This window comes from Streptomyces sp. AM 2-1-1, from assembly GCF_029167645.1.
Classification (GTDB): domain Bacteria; phylum Actinomycetota; class Actinomycetes; order Streptomycetales; family Streptomycetaceae; genus Streptomyces.
On sequence record NZ_CP119147.1, the window covers coordinates 3,519,340 to 3,534,963 of the forward strand.

A 15,624-nucleotide genomic window follows, 5' to 3' on the forward strand; every position below is an offset into this window, starting at 1 on the left:
GGCCGTAGGGGGCCCACAGCACCATGAGCGTTGTCACCAACACGACCACCATCGGCGCGATCGACGCACCGAGCCGCCGCAACACCGAACTGATGATGATGGTCTTCGCCGTCGCCATCTCGGTGTTCGCGTACGCCAACGTCGGTCTCGCCATCGACGGCAAGCTGCCTTCCGGCATGCTCGGCTACGGTGCCGGGCTCGTCCTGCTCGGCGGCGTGGCCCACCTCGTGGTGCGCAAGTTCGCGCCGTACGCCGACCCGCTGCTGCTGCCGCTGGCCACCCTGCTCAACGGCCTCGGTCTGGTGCTGATCTGGCGCCTCGACCAGTCGCAGCGGCTGATCCAGGACGCGGAGCGGCGCTGGGGGTCCTACAGCCCGGACGCGCCCAAGCAGTTGCTGTACTCGGCGATCGGGGTCGCCTTCTTCGTCGCCGTGCTGATGGTCCTCAAGGACCACCGCGTCCTCCAGCGCTACACGTACATCTCCATGGTCGTGGCCCTGATCCTGCTGATCACGCCGATCTTCTTCCCCGCCGTCAACGGCGCGAAGATCTGGATCAGCCTGGGCCCGTTCTCCATCCAGCCCGGAGAGTTCGCGAAGATCTTCATCGCGATCTTCTTCTCCGGCTATCTCATGGTGAAGCGCGACGCGCTCGCTCTGGCGAGCCGGCGCTTCATGGGGATGTACCTCCCCCGCGGACGCGACCTCGGCCCGATCCTGACGATCTGGGCGCTGTCGATCCTGATCCTGGTCTTCGAGACCGACCTCGGCACCTCGCTGCTCTTCTTCGGCCTCTTCATCGTCATGCTCTACGTGGCGACCGAGCGGACCAGCTGGATCGTCTTCGGTCTGCTGATGTCGGGGGCGGGCGCCGTCGGTGTCGCGACCTTCGAGCCGCACGTCCAGCAGCGGGTGGACGCCTGGATGGACCCCTTCAAGGGATTCGGTCAGGGCGGGGCGGGTGCGAGCGAGCAGATCGCCCAGTCCCTGATGTCGTTCGGCTCCGGCGGCACCCTCGGCACCGGCCTCGGCCAGGGCCACTCGGACCTGATCATGTTCGCCGCCAACGCCGACTTCATCCTCTCCACCGTCGGTGAGGAGCTCGGCCTGGCCGGGATGATGGCGGTCCTGCTGGTCTACGGCCTGATCGTCGAGCGCGGCATCCGTACGGCGCTCGCCGCCCGCGACCCCTTCGGCAAGCTCCTGGCGGTCGGCCTCTCAGGGGCCTTCGCCATCCAGGTCTTCGTCGTCGCCGGCGGGGTGATGGGCCTCATCCCGCTCAGCGGTATGACCATGCCGTTCCTGGCGTACGGCGGTTCGTCCGTTCTCGCCAACTGGGCGCTGATCGCCATCCTCATCCGGATCAGCGACACCGCGCGCCGCCCGGCGCCGGCCCCCGCCCCCTCGCCCGACGCCGAGATGACTCAGGTGGTCCGTCCGTGAACAAGCCCCTGCGCCGGATCGCGATCTTCTGCGGTGTCCTCATCCTGGCCCTGCTGGTCCGCACCAACTACCTCCAGTACGTCAGGGCCGACGAGCTGAACTCGCGCGAGGAGAACCGCCGCGTCCGGATCGAGCGGTACGCCCACGAGCGCGGCGACATCATCGTCGACGGCAAGGCCGTCACCGGCTCCGTGGAGACGAACGGCAGCGACTTCAAGTACAAGCGGGTCTGGAAGGACGGGCCCATGTGGTCCCCCGTCACCGGATACTCCTCGCAGGCCTTCGACTCCACGCAGCTGGAGAACCTGGAGGACGGCATCCTCACGGGCAACGACGACCAGCTCTTCTTCAACCGCACGCTGTCGATGTTCACCGGCGACGAGAAGCAGGGCGGCAACGTCGTCACCACGCTGAGCGGCGCCGCGCAGAAGGCCGCCTTCGAAGGGCTCGGCAACCAGAAGGGCGCGGCCGTCGCGCTCGACCCGCAGACCGGCGCCATCCTGGCTCTGGCGAGCACGCCCTCCTACGACCCCTCGGTCTTCGCCGGCAACTCCGACAAGGACTCCGAGGCCCGCGCGAAGCTCCTCGCGGACAAGGACAAGCCCATGCTCAACCGGGCTCTGCGCGAGACCTACCCGCCGGGCTCGACGTTCAAGGTCGTCACCGCCTCCGCCGCCCTGGAGAACGGCCTCTACGACTCCATCGACGAGCCGACCGACTCCCCCCTCCCGTGGATCCTCACCGGGACCCGGAACCCGCTGCCGAACGAGGGCAACATCCCCTGCAAGAACGCCTCACTGCGCGAGGCGCTGCGGTACTCCTGCAACACCGTCTTCGGCAAGATCAGCTCCGACCTCGGCAACAAGAAGATGATCGAGGAGGCCGACAAGTTCGGCTTCAACGAAGAGGTCTTCACCCCGGTCCGCGCCGACAAGAGCGTCTACCCCGAGGACATCCCCTCGCAGAACGCCATGGCGGGCATCGGTCAGGCGTCCAACCGCGCCACTCCGCTCCAGATGGCCATGGTGGCCTCGGCCGTCGCCAACGACGGCAAGCTCATGCAGCCGTACATGGTCGCCAAGCGCCAGGCACCCAACCTGGACACCATCTACACGGCCGAGCCGAAGGAGATGAGCCGGCCCCTCACGGCGGCCAACGCCCAGAAGCTGCAGCAGATGATGGAGACCGTCGTCCAGAGCGGGACGGGAACCATGGCGAAGATCGACGGCGTCACTGTCGGCGGAAAGACCGGTACCGCGCAGCACGGACTGAACAACAGCGAGAAGCCGTACGCCTGGTTCATCTCGTACGCGAAGACCGACAAGGGTTCCCCGGTCGCCGTCGCGGTGGTGGTCGAGGACGGCAAGGCCAACCGCGACGACATCTCGGGTGGCGGCCTCGCCGCCCCGATCGCCAAGGCGATCATGAAGGCGGTTCTCGACGGCAAGTAGCGGGGCCCGTCGCACGACCGCGTACCGGGACATCGGGATACCGGTCGGGTATCGGCTGACGGGTGCGGGCCGATCGCGTCGCGCGTGCCCGGTAGCGTATGCGCCAACAGCGCACCGCCGGACCACACACGGGTGCGGTCGGGACTGACGGAGAGGGCTGCAACAGTGATGGAAGAGCCGCGTCGCCTCGGCGGCCGGTACGAGCTGGGCTCGGTGCTCGGCCGTGGTGGCATGGCCGAGGTCTACCTCGCGCACGACACCCGGCTCGGCCGCACTGTGGCCGTGAAGACGCTCCGGGCCGACCTGGCCCGCGATCCGTCCTTCCAGGCCCGGTTCCGCCGTGAGGCCCAGTCCGCCGCCTCGCTCAACCACCCCGCGATCGTCGCCGTCTACGACACCGGCGAGGACTACGTGGACGGGGTCTCGATCCCGTACATCGTGATGGAGTACGTGGACGGCTCCACGCTCCGTGAACTCCTGCACTCCGGTCGCAGACTGCTGCCCGAGCGCATCCTGGAGATGACGGTCGGGATCCTGCAGGCGCTGGAGTACTCGCACCGCGCCCAGATCGTCCACCGCGACATCAAGCCGGCCAACGTCATGCTGACGCGCACCGGCCAGGTCAAGGTCATGGACTTCGGCATCGCCCGCGCGATGGGTGACTCCGGCATGACGATGACGCAGACCGCCGCGGTCATCGGCACCGCCCAGTACCTCTCGCCGGAGCAGGCCAAGGGCGAGCAGGTCGACGCCCGCTCCGACCTCTACTCCACCGGCTGCCTGCTGTACGAACTGCTGGCGGTACGCCCCCCGTTCATCGGGGACTCGCCCGTCGCGGTGGCCTACCAGCACGTCCGCGAGGAGCCGCAGCCGCCGAGCAACTTCGACCCCGAGATCACGCCCGAGATGGACGCGATCGTGCTGAAGGCGCTCACCAAGGACCCCGACTACCGCTACCAGTCGGCCGACGAGATGCGCGCCGACATCGAGGCCTGCCTCGACGGCCGCCCGGTCGCGGCGGCCGCGGCCATGGGCGCGGCCGGTTACGGGGCATACGGCGGGTACGACGGCGGCTACGGCGGCGACCAGCCCACCACCGCCCTGCGCGCCGCCGAGGGCGGTGGCCCGCAGACGTCGATGATGCCGCCGCTCAACCCCGACGACGGCGGGTACGGCTACGACGACCGCCCCGGCCGGCGCCGTCAGAAGAAGAGCAACACCTCGACGATCCTCCTGGTCGTGGCGGGCGTCCTCGTGCTGATCGGCGCCATCCTGATCGGTCAGGTCGTCTTCAGCAAGAAGGAGAGCGACGCCACGGTTCCGGTGCCGAACCTGGTCGGCCTGACCCTGCAGCAGGCCCAGCAGCGCGCGGACAACTCCGATCTGCTCCTCAAGGTCGGCGAGGAGAAGCCGTGCGAGGACCAGGAGAAGGGCAAGGTCTGCTCGCAGAACCCGAAGAGCGGTGAGCTCGACAAGAACGACACCGTAGAGGTCGTCGTCTCCACCGGAGCTCCCAAGGTCGAGGTCCCGGACGTCACCGAGAAGTCCGAGGACAACGCCCGCAAGAGGCTGGAGGACAAGGGGTTCACCGTCAAGGTGAAGCGCGAGCAGTCCGAGGCCACGCCGGGGACGGTGACCGAGCAGAGCCCGGACGGCGGCTCCGAAGCGGAGAAGGAGTCCGAGGTGACGATCACCGTCGCCACGGAGAAGCTCCTCTCCATGCCGAACGTGTCGACGAACGGCCGTACCTACGACCAGGCGCAGGGTCAGCTGGCCGCTCTCGGGTTCACCAACATCGCCCGGGAGGACGTCGACGGGACCGCAGCGGTGAACACCGTGGTCGGCCAGACCCCGGAGGCCAACAGCCAGCAGGCCAAGGACGTCCGGATCGTGCTGAAGGTCTCCAAGGGCCCGCCGCAGCCCGAGCAGACGACCGTCCCGGACCTCACGGGCCACACGCTCGGCGAGGCGAAGGCGATGCTCGCGCAGAACGGGCTGGTGCTCGGCAACGTCGACGGCTCGACCGACGACAACGCCCGCGTCTTCGGTTTCGACCCGCCGGCCAACCAGCCGCTCGCCAAGAACAGCCCGGTCAACGTGAAGACGGTCGGCGGCGGTGGCGGTGGCGAGGCCGGCGACTTCTTCGGGGGACTCACCGGCTGAACACCTGAGCCAAGGAAACGGGCTCCGGCCACCTCAGGGTGGTCGGAGCCCGTCTCTGTGTTCGGAGGGTGAGCCGGTGCTCAGGGGCGGGGTGTCAGCGCAGTTCGGCCGGGGGAGTGCGGTCGGCGTCGACCTTCTCCGTACGCTCGAGTTCGCCCCAGACGACGTAGCGGTACTTCGAGGTGTAGACCGGAGTACAGGTCGTCAGGGTGATGTAGCGGCCGGGCTTCGTCACGCCCGCCTCCTTCGGCACCTGCTGGAGCACGTCGACGTTGTACTTCGTGGTCTCCGGGAGCGTCTTGAACACCTTGTAGACGTACCAGGTGTCCTCGGTCTCGAAGACGATCGCGTCACCGTCGTGCAGCTTGTCGATGTTGTGGAACTTCGCTCCGTGCCCGTCCCGGTGGGCGGCGAGGGTGAAGTTGCCCCGGGGTTCCCCCGGCAGCGCGGCCGGGATGGGATCGGTGTAGTAGCCGGCGACGCCGTCGTTGAGGATCGCGGTGTCCGTGCCCTTCTTGACCAGCACCTCGCCGTTCCTCATGGCCGGCACGTGCAGGAAGCCGACGCCGCCCCCGGTGTCCAGCGCACCCGGACCGGAGGCGGCCCCCCAGCCGTCGCGGACCGCGTTGCCCTGCTCGTCGGCCGCGCGGTCGGCCACGACGTTGGTCCACCACAGGGAGTACGCGACGAAGAGGCCGAGCACCACCCCCGCGGTGATGAGGAGTTCACCGAAGACGCTGACGGCCGCCGCGACCGGATGACGCGCGGCGGGCGCCGCTCCGGCCGGGGGCGCGGGTTCGTCGGCCCGCGCCTCGTGCTCGGTCTTCGTCGCCACCGCACCGTCCTTGCCGTGAGGTTGTCCGTCAGTCCAGGAGAGCGTCGGGCTTGCCCTCGCTCCGCGGCCGCTCCTCGACCATCTTGCCCCAGACGATCAGACGGTAGGTACTGGTGAACTCCGGTGTACAGGTGGTCAGAGTCAGGTAGCGGCCGGGCGCCGTGAAACCGGATCCGGCGGGCACCGGGCTGATCACCGACACGTTGGAGGGCGAGGTCTGCGCGAGCGTCTTCACCATCTCGTAGGTGTAGTACGCGTCCTGGGTCTCGACCACGACCTTGTCGCCCGGTACGAGTCTGTTGACGTAACGGAACGGCTCACCATGGGTGTTGCGGTGACCGGCCACCGCGAAGTTCCCCGTGGGGTCGGACGGCATCGCGGTCTTCAGCGAACCCTCGCTGTAGTGGCCGATCATGCCCCGGTCGAGGACCTTCTCCTTGCTGGTGCCCTCCGCGATGGGCGCGACGACGTCCAGCTTCGGGATGTGCATGACCGCGAAGCCCTGGCCGGGCGCGAAGGTCCCGGGATCCCGGTCGCCGGTCGCCCACTGGTCCTGCATCTTGTGGGTCTCCTGGCCGGCGATCCGGTCGGCCCGCACGTTGGTCCACCAGAGCTGGTAGGCGACGAACAGCAGCATCAGCACGCCGAGCGATATGAAGAGCTCACCGGTGACCCGGCTGACGACCACGGCCGGACTGTCCTTGGCCGCCCGGGCCGCCTTGCGGGCCTCCACCCGCGACATCGGCCGGGCGGGCGGCGCACCCTCTGCCCTGGCACCCCCGCCGGCCGGGGCCGGCTGCCGCGGGGCGCGGCGGCGCGTGCCCGCCTTCGCCGCCCGGCGCCGCTCGGCCCGCCCGCCCGGGGCGGGGCCGTCGGGAGCGGGGCCGTCCTCCGGGCCCCGACCGGTGCGGGTCGCTCCGGTCGCGCGCTCGTCCAGAACGGGGATGAGGGCGGTCACCACCTCGTCCCGCTGCCCGGGAGCGGGGTACGGCCCGGTGGCGGAGTCCGGCGCGGTGGCGGAGTCCGGCGCGGTGGCGGGGTACGGACCGGTGACGGGGTCCGGCGCGGCGGGGGACGCGTGGCGGCCGGAGGTACGGGCGGGGCCCGCCGCGGGGGCGCCGTCCACCGGCCCGGGCCCGGCGCCCGTCCCGAAGCCGGCTGCGGTGGGCCTGGCCGGGCCGGGATGCTGCGGCTGCCGCTCCTGCCCGTACCAGTCACGGTGGTCACCCCCGTGACCCGCGGGGTCGTACCACTCGCCGGGCCCGGCAGCCCGCCGGAAGCCCTCCTGCGGCCCGTACGTGGCCTGTTGAGGGCTCTGATAGTGCCGGGGCGGGGTGGAGAGGGGCGGCGGCTGTTCCCGTCCCGTACGGGGCCGCAGGGAGCTCTCCACCACCACGCCCTCGACGACACGTCCTCCCGTGGGCGGACGGTCGGCCGGCGGGCGGCGCGGAACGCTCTCCACCGGATCCGGCCCGGCGTGGTGCGGCCGGGACGGAGGGTGGCCGCCCGGCAGGGGGTCGTTCAACGGATCGTCCAGCCGGCCGACCGCCTCCTCGAACGAGCCGCCCGTCCCGCGCCCGCGCGGGTACTCCTGAGCGGCGTCGTGCTCGGGACGGCGTGCGGTCACGCGACGGCCTTGCCCACCACCGGCGTGAGCCCCGCCGATCTGCCCACCGCGCCCGTGTCGCCGCACCGGACGAGCCAGTTGGCCAGCATCAGGTGCCCGTGCTCGGTGAGCACCGACTCGGGGTGGAACTGCACGCCCTCGACCGCGAGTTCGCGGTGGCGCAACCCCATGACGATGCCGTCGGCCGTCCGCGCGGTGACCTCCAGCTCCACGGGGAGCGCGGAGGGTTCGGCGGCCAGCGAGTGGTAGCGGGTGGCGGTGAAGGGGGACGGCAGCCCCGCGAAGACGCCCTGCCCGTCGTGGCTCACCGGCGAGGTCTTGCCGTGCAGCAGCTCCGGGGCACGGTCCACGACCCCGCCGTACGCCACGGCCATTGCCTGCATGCCGAGGCAGACACCGAAGACCGGAACGCCCGTCGCGGCGCAGTGGCGCACCATGTCGATGCAGACACCGGCCTGCTCGGGAGCGCCGGGCCCGGGCGAGAGCAGGACCCCGTCGAAACCGTCCTGGGCATGGGCGGTGGTGACCTCGTCGTTGCGGAGTACCTCGCACTCCGCGCCGAGCTGATAGAGGTACTGCACGAGGTTGAAGACGAAGCTGTCGTAGTTGTCCACGACCAGAACGCGTGCGCTCACTGCCCTGCCTCCGCTCCGGCGCCCTGGCCGTCCACCGTCACGTCGCCGAACGGGAGCAGCGGCTCCGCCCAGGGGAAGACGTACTGGAAGAGTGCGTAGACGACCGCCAGGACGAGCGCGAGCGAGATGATTCCCCGCAGCCACGCGTTGCCCGGCAGATGCCGCCAGATCCAGCCGTACATGCTGCCCCTCCATTCGGTTCGGGACCAGACTAAAGGGCTGCGGCCCGGACGTGGGGCAGCTGTGGAAAGCGGCGGTCCGCCGGGTGGAAGGCGATCGTCCGGTGCGGCTGCGGCGGCCCTACTCGACGGGCTGCGCGTAAGGGAGGTCGATCGTGCCCGCGTACGCCGGCAGGGTCGCGTCATCGTCCTCGTCGACCTTCCAGCCGAGGCCGTAGGCCTTCACGTACAGCTGGTAGTTCTGCAGGGCCGTGGAGGCGCCGAGCGCCTTGCGGAGCTCGCCGGGGTCGCCGACGGCCGTGACCGTGTACGGGGGCGAGTAGACGCGGCCCTGGAGGATCAGGGTGTTGCCCACGCAGCGGACCGCGCTGGTGGAGATGAGCCGCTGGTCCATGACCTCGATGCCCTGGGCCCCGCCGTCCCACAGCGCGTTGACGACGGCCTGCAGGTCCTGCTGGTGGATCACCAGGTCGTTGGGCTGCGGCTCCGGGTATCCCGGGTTCGCGGTGGCGTCCGGCGGAGCGTCGTCGAGCGTGACGCTGACGGACTTCCCCTTGATCTTCGTGGTGCCGGCCGATTTTTCCAGCGCCAGGCGCCGGGCGTCCTCCGCCTCCGTGCTGCCGTCGCCGCGCTGTGCCAGCGCGTCGATGCGCGCGCGCACGGCCGCGTTCGAGTCGGTCAGCTCCCCGTTCTTGTCGCTCCGCTCACGGATGAGGTCGGAGAGCTTGAGCAGGGAGGAGTCGCTGCGGATGTTGGTGCCCCTGGCCGTGTTGGCGCTGGTGACGAAGATCAGACCGGCCAGCGCGAAAACGGCAGCGGTGAGCACCCGGACCGGCCACTTCGAGGTGCGCCGGGCCGCCCCTTCGGGAGAGTCCGCGAGATTGCTCAACGTACCCTTATCTCATCAGGCGCCATGGAAGCACTACGCTAACGGACGCCCGGGGGAGGCAGCTTCCCCCCGGCGCCCTCGGGCGCCAGTCAAAGATCACTGCGCGGTCACGCAGCGCATCGACAGGAGCGTTCCTCGTGCCGAAGTCACGTATCCGCAAGAAGGCCGGTTTCACGCCGCTCCCGGCGAACCAGGCGACCACCATCAAGCTGGGGAACCGCGGCTGGATCGCTCCGGTGATGCTGGGGCTCTTCCTCATCGGTCTGGCCTGGATCGTCCTGTTCTACGTGACCGACGGCTCGCTCCCCATCGAGGCGCTCCACAACTGGAACATCGTGGTCGGCTTCGGGCTCATCGGCGGCGGCTTCGCCGTCTCCACGCAGTGGAAGTAGCCCTCGGGCCCCGCTGACCCCGCTGTCCCACCGCGCTCCTCCCCGCGGCTCGCGCCGCGACAACCGCTCGTCCCCGTCGGATCGCACCACCCGGTGACCGGCCCCATCCGTGCGACCACGGTGCCCGGCCGCCCGGGGGTCCGCTCCTGCCCCGCCACGCCGATGTCGGACCTCTTCCGCAAGCCCTGCCCCGAAGTTACCCACAGAGTTATCCACAGGCGGGGGAAAAGGTCGGACGATCTGTGGATAACCCGCGCCGAAGTTGACGCCGATGTGACTACAGCCTCCCCCATCCGGGGAGGCTGTAGGGGGTTAAGGGGAGAAGAAGACCCTGTTCAGCGACGCGGCGAACGCATGTACCCATGTTTTCCACCCGGCCTGGCGCCATCCTGTGGATAAGTGTCTCGCAGGAGTGGACAAAATCCGTCAGGTCAATACGGCAGTACGAGCAAGAACGATCACAGCGGTCACCACCAGGACCAGTGCGCAGGCTCCGCACTGCACCGCGATCCGCCTCGTGCGGGGTGCGTGCACCAGGGCGACGGCGATGAGCGTGCCGGCGACCAGCCCGCCGAGGTGGGCCTGCCAGGCCACCCCGGGCCGCAGGCTGAAGAGGACGTTCAACGCCAGGATGACGAGGGCCGGCCGCAGGTCGTAGTTCATCCGCCGCATGAGGACGACGGTGGCCCCCAGAAGGCCGAAGACCGCCCCGGAGGCTCCCAGCGAGCCCTGGTTCTGCGCGCTCATCCAGTAGGTGACCGCGCTTCCCGCCAGGCCGGAGAGCAGATACAGCGCGAGGAAGCGGATCCGGCCGAGAGCGGCCTCCAGGGGCCCGCCCAGCCACCACAGCCCGAGCATGTTGAACGCGATGTGCAGCAGTTCCTCGTGGAGGAACACCGACGTGAGCAGGCGATACCACTGCCCCTCGGCGACCCCCACCCAGGCGCCCGGGAAGGGCTGGGGATCCCAGGCGCGGCCCAGCATCATGAGGTCCTCCACCAGCCACGACCTGCCGGTGAGCCAGACGGCGGCGAACACGGCGACGTTGACCGCGAGCAGGATCTTCGTGACCAGGTGGGGATCGGCCGAGACCGTCCCCCCGGTGAGCGTGCGCGGCCGCGAGGCGGCCGGGTGGTGGCCCGTCCCGGCCGCGTTCCGCACGCATTCCGGGCACTGGAAGCCCACGGAGGCGCTGACCATGCACGCGGTGCAGATCGGCCGCTCGCAGCGGGTGCAGCGGATCCCCGCGCTCCGGTCCGGATGGCGGTAACAGACCTGCGGCGACCCGCCCTCCTCGGACGGGTCCCGGTCTGCCGGCGGCTGCTGGTCCATCGGTCCCGGCCTCTCCCGACCTCTCGGTCTCTCGCTGCCAGTCCTGTAGCTGCCAGTCCTGGTCCGTTATGTAACCGTACGGACCGTCGGTCCGGATGGTTCCCCACCGGGCGCCTCGTTTTCGGGCCGGCGGGCCGGAGAGGCCCGGGTCAGCAGCCGCGCGTCGGCACCGCGGCAGCCCTGGGAGCACCGGGTGCACCGGGTGCACCGGCTCAGAAATCCGGAGGCCCGATCAGGACCGACTCCAGGACGACGTCCTGGTAGGGCCGGTTCGTCCGCGGATTCGCCGGAAGCGACGCGATGGCGTCCACGACCCTGCGCCCGGCCGTGGTCGGGACCTCGCCGAAGATGGTGTGCTTCCCCGTCAGCCATGCGGTGGGTGAGACGGTCACGAAGAACTGCGAGCCGTTCGTACCCGGTCCGGCGTTGGCCATGGCGAGCAGATACGGCCGGTTGAACGCGAGGTCGGGATGGAACTCGTCCGGGAACTCGTATCCCGGTCCCCCGGTCCCGTTCCCCAGCGGATCACCGCCCTGGATCATGAACTTGTCGAGGACCCGGTGGAACACCGTGCCGTCGTAGAGCCGGTTCCTCGACCGGGTACCCGTCGCGGGATGGGTCCATTCGCGGCCGCCGGTGGCAAGGTCGACGAAGTTGCGAACGGTCCTGGGAGCGTGGTTCGGCAGAAGCCGGATCTCGATGTCGCCCAGGCTGGTCCTGAGGGTGGCGTACAACTGATCGGCCACGGTCTGCCTTCCATGAATCATCGGGTCTGCGCTGAAAAGCTCCCCGATCCTCGCACGACGGGCCGTACCGGCGAGGCGTCCGCGGAACCCTCTTCCCCCGTGCCCCACACGGACGCTCCAGCAGGACACACCCGATCGGGCGGGCACGCGTACGGCGCGCCTCCATCCGAACCGTGGCATCGTCGTCCACGCACTCCCTGATTCGGATTGACTGCATATGCCCATGACCCGGATGCCCGCCCCGCATGCCGCGCCCAAGCCTCGCAGGCATGATTTCGGCATGGGCGGACAGGCGGAGTACCTACCCGCCACCAAGGAGGAGGATCACGTGACCCGCATCGACAGCGTGCGCGCCGCAACCGACTCGGCGAAGGACAGCGCGCAGCACGCCGCGGAAGTGGTGGCGCCCTACGCCGACACAGCCAAGATCCAAGCCGCGCACTACGCCAACGAGGCTCGCGTGCGCCTCGCACCCAAGGTGTCGGCCGCCGCACAGCAGGCCCGCGTCCAGTACGTCGCGCACGTCGCGCCGCGCATCGAACAGGCCCGTGCCCATGTGCCCCCGAAGCTCGACGGCGCCGCCCGTGATGCCGCCGTACGGACCCGTAAGGCGGCCAAGAACGCGGCCGACTACACGGTGCCCCGCTTCGAGCACGCGGTGGCCGTGGCACAGCCGGTCGCCGAGGAGGCCCAGGTGCGCAGCGCTGCGGCTCTCGCCGCCCTGCGCGGTCAGGTCACCGCCAAGGACATCCAGCGACTCGCCAGGAAGAACGTCCGCCGAGCCAAGACGGGCCGTTTCGTCAAGGGTTTCGTCGTCTTCTCCCTGGTCGCCGGTGGCGCTGTCGCGGCATGGCGGTGGTGGGACCGTCAGGCCAACCCGGACTGGCTGGTGGAGCCCTCGGAGCCCACTGCGGTGGGGGACTCCCCGACGCCGCTGAGCTCGGTCGACGGCACCGACCTTGACCCCGAGGTGCGGGCCAAGCAGGCGGACGCCGAGGCCGGTGACCTCAACGGTCAGGGCCGCGACGACCGGATCTGACCCGTCTCGCTCCGTCCCGGGGCACTGAACGCCGCGGGAACGTGGAACCGGCGGGCGAGGGGCACGTGCCTCGCCCGCCGGTTTCGCGTGCGCGCTCGTCCCGCATACCTCAGGGGTCGAGTACCGCAGGTCTACGGGGCTCATGTTTCACGTGAAACGAACGCTTCCGGATCCTCGGCCCGGGGCGTCCGCGCCTGCGCCATCCGCTCGGCCACCGTGGGGCGTCGGACGACTTCACCGTCGTCCGACGCCCCACGAGCGTGTCAGGCCCCCTCGGCGGCCGGGGGCGCGATCGGCCGACGGTGGACCGCTGGGGACGCCTGTCGGACGAGGGGCCGACCGGGCCCCAGGGCTGCGGGGCCCGGTCCGTCCGGCGCGCGGATGCGGGGTGTCCTGGACCGTGTTTCGCTGGCTCGGTGGCCTCCCGTTCCTCGCGTTACTCCCCACCGGGGACCGAACCGGCGCCGGCTCCGCGCGGAAGCGGGCTGTTGCGCCGGCAGCCGTGGCTGGACCGCGCGCTGGTGGCGATCGTCGGACGACCCCGCCGCCGCCTCGGCTGGCTGATGCCACTGGCCCTGCTCCTGATCGTCTGCTCGGCCGACTGGAACACCACGGGCGACTTCCGGGTGCTGTCCTGGCTCGTGGTGGTTCCCGTCGTGGCCGCCGTCCTCTGCCCGGTCGGCACCACCGCCCTGTTCGCAGTCGCCTCCGTGGTCGCGTACGCGCTGATCGACCAGGCGTGGGAGCACGAGTTCCGCTCAGGGCTGCCCGATTTCATCCTGGTCTCCACGGGTGGGCTGCTCGCTGTCGCAGCCGCGTGGATGCGCCGTCGCGGTGAGCGGCGGGCGCTCTCCGTCCGGAACGTGGCGGACACCACGCGGGCCACCGTGATCCGGCCGCTCCCGCCCAACTGGGGGGGACTGCTCCATGCGCACATCTACCTGCCCGCCGACGCGGAAGCCCGGCTGGGCGGCGACTTCTACGACATCCAGCCGAGCCCTTGGGGGACGCGCGCACTCCTCGGTGACGTACAGGGCAAAGGCCTGGGAGCCGTGGCGGTGGCGGCCAATCTGCTGGGCACCTTCCGTGAGGCCGGGTTCCACCAACCCGATCTCCGGATGGTCGCCAAGCGCATGGAGATCAGGATGGAGCGCAACCGGCTCTACGAACAGGCGATGGGCTACAAGGACGGGGACCGGTTCGCGACGGCGGTGCTGCTGGACTTCCCGGCGCCCGGGTCCGACGACGGGTACGTCGACATCATCAACTTCGGGCACGATCCGCCTTTCGCGGTCAGCGCCCGTGGGATACGCCGGCTGGACAGCGGCAGCAGGCTCCCGCTCGGACTCAACGAGCTGGCTCCGGCGCCGGACCGGTTCGAAGGGCCGCACCGGTTCCCTCTGGCGGCGGACGAGACCGTGCTGCTCACCACGGACGGGGTGACCGAAGCCCGTGACGGAGCAGGAAGGTTCTTCCCGCTCGCCGAGTCGCTGGAGGCGGCGGTGATCGCCGACCCGCAACTCGCCGACTCGCCGTACCGCCTGGTCAGGGCCGTACGGGACCGGATGCTGCGGCACGTGTACGGACGGCTCCAGGACGACACCACGATCTTCGCCGTGCGGGTCGCGCGTCCCCCGGCGGACTCGGGCGGATCCGCGCTCGCCCACACCGTGTGGACCGAGCACTCCCCGGCAGCCACTGCCGTGCCCGGTTGGCAGGACTCCACCGAGCTCCCCTGACGGCACCCGGATGTCCGGCCGGGCCGGAGGCCGGGGCACCGTGGCCGCACCTCCGGCGAACGCTCCCGCCCGTAGGTGGCCGGGGGATCCGTCCACTCGCCGCGACGAGAAATCCGTGGAAAGTACACCGGCGTCGCCGGCGCCGGACCACCCCCTCGCCTCACGCGTCCCCGACGGCGCCGGCCGGCCGTGGTCTCAGCCGAGTCGCCGCTCCCGCCACCTCGCGACGGGCCCAAGAACACCCTCCGCCCCGGCCGCGATCCTGGTCCAGGCACCCGGCGTCCTCTACGCCGCCGGAGCGCGCCCGGCCGACCGGTCGAGACGGCCGGCCCCGGCCTCGTGCAACGGCTCGCCGACGACCGGGCCGCGTACTCCGTAGGCGGAGCGTCCCCGCCGCTCGTGCCCGCCCCCATCGGCATGTTTGCGGGGCGCGCCGCACTGGTCGCACGCGCACGAGTCCGGCAACCCCACGTGGCCCGGAGCCCGGGCGTCACCCGCGCCCGCCGGCTGCTCAGCGAGTGGGTCCGGCCGCGTCGGCGAGCGACCCCCGCCGGTCCGTCGGCGACCGTCATCGGCAGCCGCTGGGGCAGCTCCGTCGACCGGGCCCGGCACCAACGGCGGTTCGGGCAGCACCGCGGGCATCTGCCGCGCCCTCACCGCAACGCCCGCCACGCTGCGCGTGGGGTGGGTCCGCCACAAGGACGACCCGACGACCGCCGGTCGCCACCGCGACACCTGCGCGTCGGATCAGCAGGCCAGGCCGATCCCTCGTCGTCCCTCGCGACCGGCAGGCCGGGCGCGACGGCGACCGGGCCGCGGGGTACCCCGGCGGAACGTCAGGCCGCCCCGACTGAGACCGGGAGAACTCCGGGAGAGCGCCGCGTGGCAGCGGCCCTCGGGGACATCCCGAGGACCGGCCTGTGATGGCTGCTCGTCAGCACCACCGTGCCGACACACCACCGTGCCGACACACCACCGTGCCGACACACCACCATGCCGACACGTCAGCACGGGAAAAGGAGGACAACGACAGAAAGACCCCTCCGACCGCACTTCGCAGGTCGGAGGGGTCTTGAAGGTGTGGAGCCTAGGAGATTCGAACTCCTGACATCTGCCTTGCAAAGGCAGCGCTCTACCAACTGAGCTAAGGCCCCG

At 70.5% G+C, this 15,624-nt stretch carries 13 protein-coding genes and 1 tRNA gene; 6 read left to right on the plus strand and 8 right to left on the minus strand.

Annotated features, from left to right (window positions below):
• Window positions 1-23 precede the first annotated feature (23 nt).
• The 3 genes from PZB77_RS15150 to pknB all read left to right on the plus strand — a co-directional run bounded on the left by PZB77_RS15150 (window position 24) and on the right by pknB (window position 5,056).
• Window positions 24-1,442, plus strand: a complete 1,419-nt coding sequence (locus tag PZB77_RS15150) for an FtsW/RodA/SpoVE family cell cycle protein (RefSeq protein ID WP_275493125.1) — start codon at window positions 24-26, stop codon at window positions 1,440-1,442.
• Window positions 1,439-2,893: a penicillin-binding transpeptidase domain-containing protein gene (locus tag PZB77_RS15155; protein WP_275493126.1), complete on the plus strand. Its 1,455-nt coding sequence runs from the start codon at window positions 1,439-1,441 to the stop codon at window positions 2,891-2,893. The genes PZB77_RS15150 and PZB77_RS15155 overlap by 4 nt, the downstream gene beginning before the upstream one ends.
• A gap of 168 nt (window positions 2,894-3,061) precedes the next feature.
• Entirely contained in the window at window positions 3,062-5,056 is a 1,995-nt protein-coding gene (gene pknB, locus PZB77_RS15160; protein WP_275493127.1) for a Stk1 family PASTA domain-containing Ser/Thr kinase, read from the plus strand.
• Between the two features lie 94 nt (window positions 5,057-5,150).
• Here the strand turns inward: pknB and PZB77_RS15165 are convergent, their stop codons facing one another.
• The 5 genes from PZB77_RS15165 to PZB77_RS15185 form a co-directional block, all read right to left on the minus strand.
• The gene (locus PZB77_RS15165; protein WP_275493128.1) at window positions 5,151-5,891 is read right to left on the minus strand and encodes a class E sortase; all 741 of its coding nucleotides are present in this window, start codon (window positions 5,889-5,891) and stop codon (window positions 5,151-5,153) included.
• Between the two features lie 28 nt (window positions 5,892-5,919).
• A complete protein-coding gene (locus tag PZB77_RS15170; protein WP_275493129.1) occupies window positions 5,920-7,518 on the minus strand; it encodes a class E sortase in 1,599 nt (532 codons plus the stop codon).
• Window positions 7,515-8,153: an aminodeoxychorismate/anthranilate synthase component II gene (locus tag PZB77_RS15175; RefSeq protein WP_275493130.1), complete on the minus strand. Its 639-nt coding sequence runs from the start codon at window positions 8,151-8,153 to the stop codon at window positions 7,515-7,517. The genes PZB77_RS15170 and PZB77_RS15175 overlap by 4 nt, the downstream gene beginning before the upstream one ends.
• Entirely contained in the window at window positions 8,150-8,335 is a 186-nt protein-coding gene (locus tag PZB77_RS15180; protein ID WP_275493131.1) for a hypothetical protein, read from the minus strand. The genes PZB77_RS15175 and PZB77_RS15180 overlap by 4 nt, the downstream gene beginning before the upstream one ends.
• Window positions 8,336-8,453: 118 nt before the next feature.
• The gene (locus PZB77_RS15185; protein WP_275493132.1) at window positions 8,454-9,221 is read right to left on the minus strand and encodes a DUF881 domain-containing protein; all 768 of its coding nucleotides are present in this window, start codon (window positions 9,219-9,221) and stop codon (window positions 8,454-8,456) included.
• Window positions 9,222-9,358: 137 nt separating this feature from the next.
• Here PZB77_RS15185 and crgA point away from each other — a divergent pair, with 137 nt between their 5' ends.
• Complete coding sequence (gene crgA / locus PZB77_RS15190) at window positions 9,359-9,613, plus strand: cell division protein CrgA (RefSeq protein WP_275493133.1); 255 nt, start codon at window positions 9,359-9,361, stop codon at window positions 9,611-9,613.
• Window positions 9,614-10,039: 426 nt separating this feature from the next.
• On the opposite strand, the gene PZB77_RS15195 is transcribed toward crgA, so the two are convergent.
• A complete protein-coding gene (locus PZB77_RS15195; protein WP_275493134.1) occupies window positions 10,040-10,945 on the minus strand; it encodes a rhomboid family intramembrane serine protease in 906 nt (301 codons plus the stop codon).
• A 212-nt stretch (window positions 10,946-11,157) separates the two neighbouring features.
• Window positions 11,158-11,691 carry a peptidylprolyl isomerase gene (locus PZB77_RS15200; protein WP_275493135.1) on the minus strand — a complete coding sequence of 178 codons (534 nt, stop codon included), beginning with the start codon at window positions 11,689-11,691 and terminating at the stop codon, window positions 11,158-11,160.
• Window positions 11,692-12,019: 328 nt separating this feature from the next.
• On the opposite strand from PZB77_RS15200, the gene PZB77_RS15205 reads away from it, so the two are divergent.
• Window positions 12,020-12,730: a DUF5324 family protein gene (locus PZB77_RS15205; protein ID WP_275496077.1), complete on the plus strand. Its 711-nt coding sequence runs from the start codon at window positions 12,020-12,022 to the stop codon at window positions 12,728-12,730.
• A 488-nt stretch (window positions 12,731-13,218) separates the two neighbouring features.
• The gene (locus tag PZB77_RS15210) at window positions 13,219-14,469 is read left to right on the plus strand and encodes a PP2C family protein-serine/threonine phosphatase (protein WP_275493136.1); all 1,251 of its coding nucleotides are present in this window, start codon (window positions 13,219-13,221) and stop codon (window positions 14,467-14,469) included.
• 1,081 nt (window positions 14,470-15,550) lie between these two features.
• Here the strand turns inward: PZB77_RS15210 and PZB77_RS15215 are convergent.
• Window positions 15,551-15,623 (minus strand) — tRNA-Ala (locus PZB77_RS15215).
• Window position 15,624 lies beyond the last annotated feature (1 nt).